General features: G+C 60.8%; 7 protein-coding genes. 2 read left to right on the forward strand and 5 right to left on the reverse strand.

All coding sequences use genetic code 11. The features are described 5' to 3' along the window. Positions 1 to 9 precede the first annotated feature (9 nt). Together cobA and AC19YQ_RS11745 are read left to right on the forward strand one after the other, a co-directional pair. Complete coding sequence (gene cobA, locus AC19YQ_RS11740) at positions 10 to 780, forward strand: uroporphyrinogen-III C-methyltransferase (protein ID WP_500595178.1); 771 nt, start codon at positions 10 to 12, stop codon at positions 778 to 780. A gap of 666 nt (positions 781 to 1,446) precedes the next feature. Next, entirely contained in the window at positions 1,447 to 2,847 is a 1,401-nt protein-coding gene (locus tag AC19YQ_RS11745) for a purple acid phosphatase family protein (protein ID WP_500595179.1), read from the forward strand. 122 nt (positions 2,848 to 2,969) lie between these two features. Here the strand turns inward: AC19YQ_RS11745 and garD are convergent, their stop codons facing one another. The 5 genes from garD to AC19YQ_RS11770 form a co-directional block, all read right to left on the reverse strand. After that, positions 2,970 to 4,523 carry a galactarate dehydratase gene (gene garD, locus AC19YQ_RS11750; protein ID WP_133078845.1) on the reverse strand — a complete coding sequence of 518 codons (1,554 nt, stop codon included), beginning with the start codon at positions 4,521 to 4,523 and terminating at the stop codon, positions 2,970 to 2,972. An 11-nt stretch (positions 4,524 to 4,534) separates the two neighbouring features. Next, complete coding sequence (locus AC19YQ_RS11755) at positions 4,535 to 5,890, reverse strand: MFS transporter (RefSeq protein ID WP_133078844.1); 1,356 nt, start codon at positions 5,888 to 5,890, stop codon at positions 4,535 to 4,537. A gap of 151 nt (positions 5,891 to 6,041) precedes the next feature. Next, positions 6,042 to 6,953 carry a 5-dehydro-4-deoxyglucarate dehydratase gene (gene kdgD, locus AC19YQ_RS11760; protein ID WP_133078843.1) on the reverse strand — a complete coding sequence of 304 codons (912 nt, stop codon included), beginning with the start codon at positions 6,951 to 6,953 and terminating at the stop codon, positions 6,042 to 6,044. 403 nt (positions 6,954 to 7,356) lie between these two features. Next, positions 7,357 to 8,106, reverse strand: a complete 750-nt coding sequence (locus AC19YQ_RS11765; protein ID WP_133078842.1) for an FCD domain-containing protein — start codon at positions 8,104 to 8,106, stop codon at positions 7,357 to 7,359. 204 nt (positions 8,107 to 8,310) lie between these two features. Continuing rightward, on the reverse strand, positions 8,311 to 12,802 hold a 4,492-nt coding region (locus AC19YQ_RS11770; protein WP_500595180.1), incomplete at its 5' end, for a PDDEXK-like endonuclease domain-containing protein.

Genomic DNA, 12,802 nt, shown 5'->3' on the forward strand with positions numbered 1-12,802 from the left:
GAAATCACAATGAGTGCAAAAGTCTGGCTGGTAGGTGCAGGCCCGGGTGATCCGGAGCTGCTGACGCTCAAGGCCGTGCGCGCCCTGCGCGAAGCGGATGTGGTGCTGATTGACGATCTGGTCAATGACGCGGTGCTGGAGCATTGCCCGGCTGCCCGAGTGATTTCGGTGGGCAAGCGCGGTGGCTGTCGTTCGACGCCACAGGCGTTTATTCATCGCCTGATGCTGCGTTATGCCCGTCACGGCAAATGCGTGGTGCGGCTCAAGGGCGGCGATCCGTGCATCTTCGGCCGTGGTGGCGAAGAGGCCCAGTGGCTGCGCGAACACGGGGTTGAGGTGGAACTGGTCAACGGCATAACGGCCGGGCTGGCGGGCGCTACGCAATGCGCGATCCCGTTGACCCTGCGCGGCGTGGCCCGGGGCGTGACGCTGGTGACGGCCCACACCCAGGATGAGAGCCAGGTGAACTGGCAGGCGCTGGCACAAAGCGGTACCACGCTGGTGGTGTACATGGGCGTGGCCAAATTGAGCGAAATCCGCGAGCAATTGCTGGCGGGCGGCATGGCGGCGGATATGCCGGTGGCCATGATCGAAAATGCCTCCCTGCCCCACCAGCGCGAATGCCGCAGCCATCTGGGCGCGATGGAGCAGGATGCCCAGATGTTCCAACTGAAAAGCCCGGCGATTCTGGTAATTGGACGCGTGGCAGCCGCGAGTGCCGCACAACAGCTATTGGAAACCGACTTGCCCGCGATGGCAGCACTGCAATCTGGCCGGTAGACCGCGTCGCCTGAATCGCGAGCAAGCCCGCTCCCACAATGATGGGGGGCTGTGTCGCGGATGTGTGGACCGCACAAAACCTGTGGGAGCCGGGCTTGCCCGCGATGGCAGCACTGCAATCTCGCCGGTAGACCGCGTCGCCTGAATCGCGAGCAAGCCCGCTCCCACAATGATGGGGGGCTGTGTCGCGGATGGTGTGGACCGCACAAACCTGTGGGAGCCGGGCTTGCCCGCGATGGCAGCACTGCAATCTGGCCGGTAGACCGCGTCGCCTGAATCGCGGGCAAGCCCGCTCCCACAATGATGGGGGGCTGTATCGCGGATGGTGTGGACCGCACAAACCTGTGGGAACGTGGCTTGCCCGCGATGGCAGCGCTGCAATCTGGCCGATAGACCGCGTCGCCTGAATCGCGAGCAAGCCCGCTCCCACAATGATGGGGGGGGCTGTGTCGCGGATGGTGTGGACCGCACAGAACCTGTGGATGGTGCCTGAGACGCTGTATTGGGGTGATCTCAAACGACCCCCCTTTGTCGCGCTGTTGGCACGCTCGCGCGCTGTGCCCCTGTGCAAAGCGGCTATTTACTGAGCCGAATCGACCCCCGCCGTCATCCCGGTGTCATGGGGGTTTGTTTCCTTGACGGGCATTCACCCTTCGAGGAGTCCCCATGATTCGCCCCACGTTACTGGCACTCGCGCTCTTATCCGTGATCAACAACGCCTGCGCCGAACCCGGTCCGCCACTGCCCCATTCCCCCGGCGCACCTTATGCAGCCAGCCGTCTGGCGGACCGTATTGTGCTGACGCCGGGTGCCAATCCCGCTCGGGAAATGGCCGTGACTTTTCGCACGGACACCCGCCAGCTCACCAGTCAGTTGCAGTTGGCTGTGGCACTCGACGGCCCGCAACTGGATAAAGCCGCACGCGTGATCGAAGGCATCCCCCAGAGCCTGGAGACCGAGAACGGCGCCGCCCTTTTCCACCAGGTACGCCTGCACGACTTGCAACCGGACACCGCCTACGTGTATCGGGTCAAGGGCACCGATGGCTGGAGCGAATGGCTGCAGTTCCGTACCGCCGCCGAGGGGTTCAAACGGTTCAGTTTTATCTACATGGGCGATATGCAAAACGACATTCTGTCGCTGGCCTCGCGCAGTGTTCGCCAGGCGCTGCAAAGCGTCGCCAACCCGGCGCTGATCGTTCACGCGGGCGATCTGGTGTCGCAACGCGACGACCTTGTGCATGACGATCAATGGGGAGAATGGAATCAGGCCGGTGGTTTTCACTACGGGATGATTCCCCAGGTGCTGGCCGCCGGAAATCACGAGTACCTGGACAGCCTCAACCTCGACGGCAGCGAAAGCCGTACCCTTGGCCCGCACTGGAGCCGCCAGTTTGCCCTGGCGCAAAACGGGGTCGAAGGGCTGAAAAGCACCACCTACTTTGTCGACTATCAGGGCGTGCGTTTTATCGTGCTCGATGGCACCTCGGCCCTGGACATGGGCACCCTGGCCCAGCAAACCCGGTGGCTTGAGCAAAGCCTGAAAACCAGCCGTGCCCGCTGGAATATCGTGGTCAGTCACCAGCCCGTCTTTACCTGTGCCCGCCCTGAAGATACCGAGCCATTGAAGCTCGCCTGGAAGCCTGTGTTCGAGCGGTATGCGGTGGATCTGGTGTTGCAGGGCCATGACCATTGCTACAGCCGTGTCACCGATGAAGCCGGTCGTGTGGCATCGAAAGCGGCCCGCGCGGGCGGCAAGATTCAGGGTCCGGTGTATATGGTATCGGTGGCCGGTTCCAAGATGTATGGCCTCAATGACCGGGCACAACAGCAGCCGGACCGCAGCGCCGAAGAAACCCAGCTGTACCAGACCATCGAGGTGCAGGACTCCCGCCTGAAGGTGCGCAGCTATACCGCGGCGGGCACGCTGTATGACGCGTTTGACCTGGAGCGCGACGCCAGAAACCGCAACCATCTGCGCGAGCCGGTGAAGTCCCTGCCTGCCGAGCGCGCCTGCACGCAAACGGCAGGCCCCGATGGTTTTGCCTGCAGCTCACGGGCCAAATAAGTCGCCTGTGGGAGCGGGCTTGCTCGCGATACGATCGACGCGGTGTAACGGATTAACCGCATCGTCTGCATCGCGAGCAAGCCCGCTCCCACAATGAGTGGCCGGGTCAGGGGCCTGGTTGATCAGGTGATCGGTGCCGGGTTGAACAGGGTGATGTCGTTGTGCAGTTTGTGCTGCTCGGCCCAGGTGTGTTTTTTACCGCTGGCGACGTCCAGGTAGTAATGGAACAGCTCCCAGCCCAAGTCTTCGATGGTCGCGCGCCCGGTGGCGATGCGCCCGGCGTCGATATCGATCAGGTCCGGCCAGCGCTGTGCCAGTTCGGTGCGGGTCGACACTTTCACCACGGGGGCCATTGCCAGCCCATACGGTGTGCCGCGCCCGGTCGTGAACACGTGCAGGTTCATCCCGGCAGCCAGTTGCAAGGTGCCGCACACAAAGTCGCTGGCTGGCGTCGCACAAAAAATCAGCCCTTTGCGCGTGAAGCGCTCGCCCGGGCCAAGCACGCCATTGATCGCGCTACTGCCGGACTTGACGATGGACCCCAGGGATTTCTCGACGATATTCGACAACCCGCCCTTCTTGTTACCCGGCGTGGTGTTGGCGCTGCGGTCTGCTTCGCCCTTGGCCAGGTAGCGGTCGTACCAGTCCATTTCCCGCACCAGCTCTTGGGCGACGGCCTGGGTCTCGGCACGGGAAGTCAGCAGGTAGATGGCATCGCGCACTTCGGTGACTTCGGAAAACATCACCGTTGCCCCCGCACGCAACAACAAGTCCGAGGCATAACCCAGCGCCGGATTGGCGGTGATCCCGGAAAACGCATCGCTGCCGCCGCATTGCATGCCCAGGATCAATTCAGACGCCGGTACGGTTTCGCGACGGCGCTGATCGAGTTTCTTGAGGCGGACTTCGGCCAGGGCCATGATCTGCTCGATCATCTCGGTAAAACCGTGGCTGGAATCCTGCAGGCGGTACAGCCACGGATCGCTCAGGTCCACCGAGCTGTCGTTTTCGTGCATCACCTGGCCGGCCTGCAATTTCTCGCAGCCCAGACCGATGACCAGCGCTTCACCGCCCAGATTGGGGTTGCGCGCCAGGTTACGTACCGTGCGGATCGGGATATAGGCGTCGGTGGCGCTGATCGCCACCCCACAGCCGTAGCTGTGGGTCAACGCAACGACATCGTCGACATGGGGGTAAAGGGGCAGCAGTTCGTCCTTGATCCGCTTGACCGCATGGTCCAGCACGCCGGTCACGCACTGCACGGTGGTGGTGATGCCCAGAATATTGCGCGTGCCCACGGTACCGTCGGCGTTGCGATACCCTTCGAAGGTGTAGCCCTCAAGGGGTGCCTGCGCGGGCGGAACATCCGTGGACAGCGGCAGGCTGTCCAGGGGCGGGGCGGTGGGCATGCGCAGCTGGTCTTCGTTGACCCAGCTGCCCCGCGCAATGGCTTGCAGGGCGTAGCCGATGATCTGGCCGTAGCGAATCACTTCGCCGCCCTGGGGGATGTCTTCCAGAGTGACTTTGTGGCTCTGGGGCACAAAGTCCAGCGTCACGAGGCCATCCGCAAACACAGTACCGGCCGGTACGCCCTGGTCATTGACCACGACCGCAACGTTATCCAGCGGGTGCAAGCGGATCGAGCGCGGCGAATCAGAATGTTCAATCAACGTCATGATGCCGCTCCTCAAGAATTCACAGGTTTAAGTTCAGCAGTTTTCGGGTCAGTGGTCGGTGGCTCTTTGAGTACCACACGCTTGATCGGCCCGACGATGACCAGGTAGCTGAACACTGCCATCAATGCGTTGCAACCGACAAACACCAGTGCCCATTTGAACGAGCCGGTGGTGCTGATGATGTAACCGATGACGATGGGAGTGGTAATGGAAGCGAGGTTGCCAAAGGTATTGAACAGGCCACCGCTCAGACCGGCGATCTGCTTGGGCGAGGTGTCGGAGACCACGGCCCAGCCCAGTGCGCCCACGCCTTTACCGAAGAATGCCAGGGCCATGAAGCCAACCACCATCCATTCAACGTCCACATAGTTACAGGCCACGATGCTGCTCGATACCAGCAGGCCGACGATGATCGGCGCCTTGCGGGCGAACGTCAGCGAGTGGCCTTTGCGCAGCAGGTAATCGGAAATCACCCCGCCCAACACCCCGCCGATAAATCCGCAGATTGCAGGCAATGACGCAATGAAGCCCGCCTTGAGGATGGTCATGCCGCGGTCCTGTACCAGATACACGGGGAACCAGGTCAGGAAGAAGTAGGTAATACCGTTGATGCAGTACTGGCCCAGATACACACCGAGCATCATGCGGTTGGTGAGCAGTTGACGTATGTAGTCCCATTTGGGTCCGTCAGACTTTTTGCCTTTCTGGTCCATATCGACCATGCCGCCGTTTTCAGCGATGTACTTGAACTCTGCCTCGTTGATGCGAGGGTGTTCACGCGGGCTGTAGATCACCTTGAGCCAGATGCCCGAGAAGACGATACCCAGGATGCCCATGACGATGAACACATGCTCCCAACCAAAGGAGTAGACGATCCAGCCCATCAACGGTGCGAACAGCACAGTGGCGAAGTATTGCGCCGAGTTGAAGATCGCGGACGCTGTGCCACGTTCTGCCGTAGGGAACCAGGCCGCAACGATTCGGGCGTTTCCGGGAAAAGAGGGTGCTTCGGCCAGACCCACCAGAAAGCGCAGCATAAACAGCGCAACGACCGCTGTGGACATGCCGAACTCACCGATAAAGCCTTGCAGCACGGTGAACAGAGACCAGGTGAAGATACTCAGGGCGTAAACTTTTTTGGAACCGAAACGGTCGAGGAGCCAGCCACCGGGGATTTGTCCGGCCACGTAGGCCCAGCCAAATGCGGAGAAGATATAACCCAGGGTTACGGCATCGATGCCGAGGTCTTTTTGCAGGCTGGAGCCTGCGATGGCGATAGTTGCACGGTCTGCATAATTGATTGTGGTCACCAGGAAAAGCATGAGCAAAATCATATAACGGACATGCGTCGGCTTGGTCGCTTGCATGAGGTACTACTCCCACTGTTTATTTTTATGCGCGGGTGAATCTATTTTTTTGGTGTAGCTGACTTACAGTTTCTACAGATAAATGCGCTAGCCGACGGTCGTAATCCTTCACACAAAAGGCCGCTGATTTCTCAGCGGCCTTGGCTTTTGCTTACTGCGGACCTTGCTTGTCGATCAAGGCAGCCAGTGCCTCGTACTCTTCTGGCAACAAGTCGGTCAGTGGCGTACGCACCGGGCCAGCACTGTAACCGGAAATAGTGGCGCCAGCCTTGACGATGCTGACCGCGTAACCGGATTTGCGGTTACGAATGTCCAGGTAAGGCAGGAAGAAGTCGTCGATGATCTTGCCCACGGTGGCGTGATCTTCACGGGCCACGGCGTGGTAGAAATCCATCGCGGTTTTCGGGATGAAGTTGAACACCGCCGAGGAGTAAACCGGTACGCCCAGCGCCTTGTAGGCGGCAGCGTAGACTTCGGCGGTCGGCAGGCCGCCCAGGTAGCTGAAGCGATCGCCGAGGCGGCGACGGATCGACACCATCAACTCGATGTCGCCCAGGCCATCCTTGTAGCCGATCAGGTTCGGGCAACGCTCGGCCAGACGCTCCAGCAGCGGCGCGGTCAAGCGGCAGACGTTACGGTTGTAGACGATCACGCCGATTTTCACCGACTTGCACACGGCCTCAACGTGGGCGGCAACGCCGTCCTGGCTGGCTTCAGTCAGGTAGTGCGGCAGCAGCAGCAAACCTTTGGCACCCAGGCGCTCGGCTTCTTGAGCGTACTCGATGGCCTGACGGGTCGAACCGCCTACACCGGCGAGGATCGGCACGCTGGTGGCGCAGGTATCAACGGCAGTTTTGATCACTTGCGAATATTCGCTGGCTGCCAGGGAGAAGAACTCACCGGTGCCGCCTGCTGCGAACAGGGCCGAGGCGCCGTACGGGGCCAGCCATTCCAGGCGCTTGATGTAGCCCTCGCGGTGGAAATCACCTTGAGCATTGAAGTCGGTTATCGGGAAGGACAACAGACCGGAAGAGAGGATGGACTTCAGTTCTTGTGGATTCATTATTCGAACACCCTGGGAGCACGTTGTGATGAAAAATACGTAAGCACTTCGCTACGTCGTACGTCATCGTACAACTTAAAAAGATAAGGTCAATATCATTTCGTGAATTCGTGTTCAGCGGCGCCTGAATTTGGCCTGATGAAAATCACAAAGCCCGTCTAATACGGGCTTTGTGAGAGTTGCGCAGGGTTGAAATTAAATTTCAGAGAGGAGGTAGGTTGTCTGAGAACACCCGTTTACAACCTGAATTCCGTAGCAGCTGCCAAGGGACGAAGGCTGCGTTCGGGTGCGTAGCGCCCGCTAATCCTGAATCCAGGATTGGCCTGACGCACCGCAGTGCCCGGGTTTGCGACGACTGCGTCGCCGGACGCAGCCTTCGGCAGCTGCTACGAATTGGCGAATCCTACCCGCGTTGCGCTTCTGCTTCTTCATGGGCATGACGCAGGCGTTCGCGGCTGTTGGTCAGGTGCAGGCGCATGGCCGCACGGGCCGCTTCGGAATCCTGACGGGCAATGGCCTGGTAGATTTCTTCGTGCTCGCGGTTGAGCCGGGTCATGTAGTGCTGCTGGTCATCATGGGCCAGACGCGCAGAATTGAGACGGGTACGCGGAATGATGCTGGTGCCCAGGTGAGTCATGATGTCGGTGAAGTAGCGGTTGCCCGTCGACAGCGCAATCTGCAGGTGGAACTGAAAGTCCGACGCCACGGCATCGCCATTGCGTGCCGCGTTTTCATTCAGGGCATCCAGCGCTGCACGCATGGCTGCCAATTGTTCCTCATTGCGACGCTGGGCAGCCAACCCGGCAGACTCCACTTCAAGGCTGATACGCAGTTCAAGAATCGCCAGCACATCGCGCAAGGTAACGACAGTCGCCGGGTCGATCCGAAAACCGCTCGGGCTCGGCGTATCCAGCACAAAGGTGCCGATACCGTGGCGAGTCTCGACCTGCCCGGCCGCCTGCAAACGGGAAATCGCTTCGCGCACCACCGTGCGGCTGACGCCGTGCGCCTCCATGATCGCTGACTCGGTAGGCAACTTGTCGCCACGCTTGAGCATACCGTCGCGGATCTGCTCGGACAGCACCGTCACCAACTCTTGCGCGAGGCTACGGCGCTTGCGAGGGAGGCGGGGTACGTCGATCTGGTTATCCATGTTGAACATTTTTCTCGAAATCAAAGGGGTCAGGGGCACTTCATGAAAGCAGCTGAAAAAACGCCCTGACACACTGGACGTCCGTGCTGCTGTGCTCCCGCATGGATGCATCATAGCTCAAGCCGGTTGTACGATCACCCGCTGACACAGGTGAACGCAAAACCTGCCGCCGCCGTCTTGCCTGCGATGCTGCCCGCGGGCTTATCAGGCCGTCTGCGGCGAGGACTCATCCGCTTGGCTCTCACTCACGACAAACGGGTCGTCCGGGATCCAGAACAAAAACGGGTCCTTGGCCGGGCGGTTGTCATAAGGTCGACGCCCCTCCTCCTGCGCTGATGCACCGGCACGACGAAAGCCATACACCTGGCGCCGCTCGACATGAATGCTCGGAGCCGCCCCTTCCCCACTGGCAGGCTCGATATTCATGGCCTTCAAGGTGGCCAGCAAATCTTCAATGATCAGCTGGCGATTCAACGTGAACGCCGACGCGAAGCAGCGCCAGAAGCGCCAGCCCGCACGTTCCAGAATGCGCTGGCGGCGCATGTCGCTGTCCCAGCGGTCCGGCCCGTGAAAGCGGTCGCCATCACACTCGATCGCCAGGCGGCTGTCGTTGTCCCCCTCCACCACCATGTCGATCCGATAAGCCCCGACGCCAACCTGCGGGATAACCCGATAACCGCGCTGCGTCAGTTCATCGTACATATCGCGCTCGAAACCCGATTCGCACAACTCGCGCAGATCGCTGACCTGCGCGGCATCCTGCGTAAACGGGGTCTCAAAGTGTTCAATCAGGCCTCGGCGCAAACCATCGACCGCACTCAGGTCGGTGAGCTCGACGCTGCGCACCAGATACATTCGGTCCCGCGCCCGCGACGCGGCCACATTGAAGCGCTGGGCAATCGAGTCGCGGCTGTTGGCAAAACAGTCGCCGGGGCTGGCCACCATCGACAGGAACATGATGTCCCGCTCCTTGCCCTGGAAAGTGCGCGCATCGCCACAGCTGATCTGGAACTGGGTGATCACTTCTTCACCCAGCTCCTTGGTCAGCATCTGCATGACTTTTTGCGCCTGCTCGGCCCCCAGCAACGAGACCACGCCAATGCTGCGCCCCGCGATCTGCGGCATGGCAATCAGGCGGCGGATTTCCTCGACAATCACATTGGCTTCGCCGAGGTTGAACTTGCCCTTTTTCTCCCCGTCCATTACCCGCAAATCCACCAGCGGCGGGTCCAGGCGCTCGGTCATCATTGGCAGGCGCAGTGGCTTGAGTTCGTGGTTGTAGAACTCGCGCTTGGAATATTCGATGATCGGCGCCACGCAGCGGAAATGCTCGCGCAGCATGGTGCCGCTCTTGGCAAACACCACTTTGAACAGGTCGTACAGCGAACGCTCGGGGGACATCAACGGCCGGTAGAGCCCGACCTGATTGCCCAAGAAGCGCGCCATCATGTTCTGCACTCGCTCTTCTTCCATGCCGATACCGTCCGGCGAGACCTGTTTGTCATCGCCCACCACCAGCACTTTTTTCGCCCGCAACAACGCTGGCAGTGCCGTCAGGTCAGACTGGGACGCCTCATCGATGATCACCAGATCAAAGGCACCGTACTGGGCCGGCAAACTTTCGCAAATGCGGTAATGGGGCATGATCCAGCACGGGATCGCCGAGATCGCCACATCGGCGGCCAATCGTGCGTCCTGCCGGTAACGCCCGGCACGAACGCCCGTACCCTTGCCGATTTTGCGGATCGCGGTGCGGTACAACTCCAGGGCAGCCCTGACACTCGGCGTGGCGTTCTCCGACAACCGCAGCCAGGTGCGCTTGACCACCGCATCCTGATACAGGCGCGACAGGTTCAGCTCCAGTTCACCGCGTAATGTGAACAGGCGCTTGAGGTCTTCGCGCCCGTCGATACTGTCGAGGTAACGCGCCAGACGGCTCAGGCGCCACACCTCCAGGCAGTTGTCCGGGAGCAGGTCATCCACCGGCTCCAGGCTCGGTTCGTCGCGCAAACGGGCGGCCCAGATCAGGCCGCCGCTGTGTGCGATGAGGTCCGTCACCTGCTGCACCGTGCCGAGCGCACCCGTCAAAGCCAACACCCGGCGCAGCTCGTCCATCAGTTCGGACCACTGCACCTGAAGCTCGGCGATCGTCACCTGCGGCTGGCCCAAACTGGTGTCCAGAAACCCTTGCAGGCGCTCGCTCACTGCACCGCCACAACCGGCCAGTGCCGTGTTGAAGGTGTGCTTGATGGCCCAGGTAGCCGCCAGTCGGTGACGCATCAGGTGATGGCGCAAAAAGCCTTCGCCCTTGCCCAGTACAGCCTCGTCACTGCGCAACTGACTGACGTCGGCCCAGTCCACGAGCAGGTGCCTGAGCTCGGTTTGCGCACGGATTTCGCCCTGCTCGGCGCGGACAATATCGCCGTACTGTTCGATCGCCCGGGCCGCCGCCAGCAGTTGCTCGGCATCGGTTTCAAGGGTCGGCAGCGGCATCTCGCCAGCCAGTGCATTCCAGCGCAACAGCAACGTTCGTCCCAGTTGCTGGAAGCGCACAAATGCCTGCACGTGCGCCCAGTCCTGATCGTTCTGCGGCTTGCTGCCCAGCACCAGAATGGCGTCCAGCAACTGTTTTTGGCTGCCCTTGCCGATCAGGCCGGACAACCCGAACGGGCGTCGTCCCTGGGCCAGGTTATCGATGGCGGCCACCACTTCGGGCTGCGCCTGGAGCTCGAATGACAAGCTCACCGGCCGGGCTACAAATGCCTTGCGACCTGTCAGCGCCGCTTCGATCTCGCCCTTGAGGCTGTCAAAAAGCCCCAGCACATCGGCATTGGGGTTGCGCGACAAGTAGGCCTGCATGGCCGGAACCCACGGGTGCTCTGCGCTTTTGAGCTGCACTCGCAGTGCCTGCAACTGCTCCAGGTGCTCCACCAGAGCCTGTGCCTGCTCCAGGGTCTGCGTGCTGGCGTCCAGCAAACGCGGCACCTCGCCCGTGCTTTCCTTGTGCTGCAACTGGCTTTCCCGGGCCAGATCCTGATGGACCTGAATCAGCGTTTGCGCATCCGGGAAGTCGGCCAGTTGCGGGACTTTGTGGCCCAGATAAGCCAGCGAATCCTTGAGTTCAAGCCGCGCTTCACGCAAGGCGATGATGTCTTGCAGGCTGAAACGCGGGCGATGTTCGTCCCCCACCCCGATCTGATCGGCAAAGCCGTTGATCTCGTCTTGCGCCGCAGCGACCTGCAACGCGGCATGGGTCGGGCTCAGGCGTTCGCCGTCGATTTCCAGGTCTGACAGGTTGCGTTCGGCCCAGTGGGTAATCTCACGGTCGACACTGGTCATCTGACCGTGGAGGGTATTGATTTCGTCGTCAATCTGGCCGATTTCGCGCTTGTACAGCGACCGATCAATCCGCTGGACCTCAGCTGAGATTTTCTGAATGGCGAACTCGAACTGCTTCATGCCATCCGCTTCGCTGCTCAGCAGGCTGATTGCCAGCGGGCGAATGTCTTCGGGGAGTTTTTCCTGTAGCACGGCCAGTGCCGGGTCTTTCATCGACGTCACCAGCACCCGCTTGCCATTGGCCAGGTAATGGCTGATGACGTTGGCAATGGTGTGAGTCTTGCCGGTGCCCGGCGGCCCCTGCACCACAACCCCGTCGTGCATCTCCAGCAACTGGATGATTTGCACCTGTTCGTCGTTGTAAGGCTTGGGAAAGTACAGCTCATGAACCTTGGTTCCAGGCGCATCGCCACCTTGGGAGCCACTGACGTAGGACAAACCCCGGAACGGGGGCAGGACTACGTCCTCAAGCACGCTGGAAGGTTCGGTCAAGATCGCCTGCAACGCCGGTGGCAATTCACCGATTGCCTCGATCTCGCCTTCAAAGCGGCCCAGGTCTTCAATAAACATATTGCTGTCGCGGGTGCGGGCAAACAGGGTCCAGGTGTCTGTCACGCATAAATGCTCGGCGGCCTTGGGCACCGAGCGATCGCCCTCGGCAACCGTCACCGGCAAAAACTGCCCCTGGGCATCGAGCAGTGAAGAGGCAGAGCGAATCACCGGTTCATGACTGGAAGGATTGAACGGGCTGATTGCGGCCTGCTCTTTCTTGAAGAAATCCTTGGCCAGGGTCGCCAATGCCCCTACCCCCGGAATATCGGCGGCCACGTAGGCGTCGACTTCCAGCCGGGGCTCAGCGGCGCGTGGCCGGACTTCGATGGCCATGGAGTCCGGGTTAATGGCTATCTCGACCAACTGGCTGATCAACGGGTAGTGGATGACGCCAACCACGGGATGTTCCCACGTCGAAACGCCCAATCCCCAGACCAGTTCCAGTTGCGCATCCCCCAGATTGCCCTGCATCTGCTGCACCAGCAAAAACAGTTCGGCATAGAGTTCGATGCTTTTACGCCGTAGTTTTTCCTCTGCGGCCCACAGTCGCCAGGCAGTTTGGCTGTAGGACTTGAACTGCGCCCTGATCTCGCCAGCGTCCAGGCAATCCTCAAGATTCACCCACTCATCCACCGGGGCGTCTTCGCTGAGCTCGATGCCGACCGCGGTCAACCGCGTAAGCTGCGGCTCGGACAACAGGCCACTGTTGATCAGCGCCTCACGTGTCACCCGAAGTTTTAGCGCAGGTTCGGTTTGCGGCGTGCCCTTGAGTTCGATCCACAGCGCCAGCAACGGGCTCAAGGGC

It is taken from the genome of Pseudomonas sp. MF06569 (assembly GCF_059862735.1).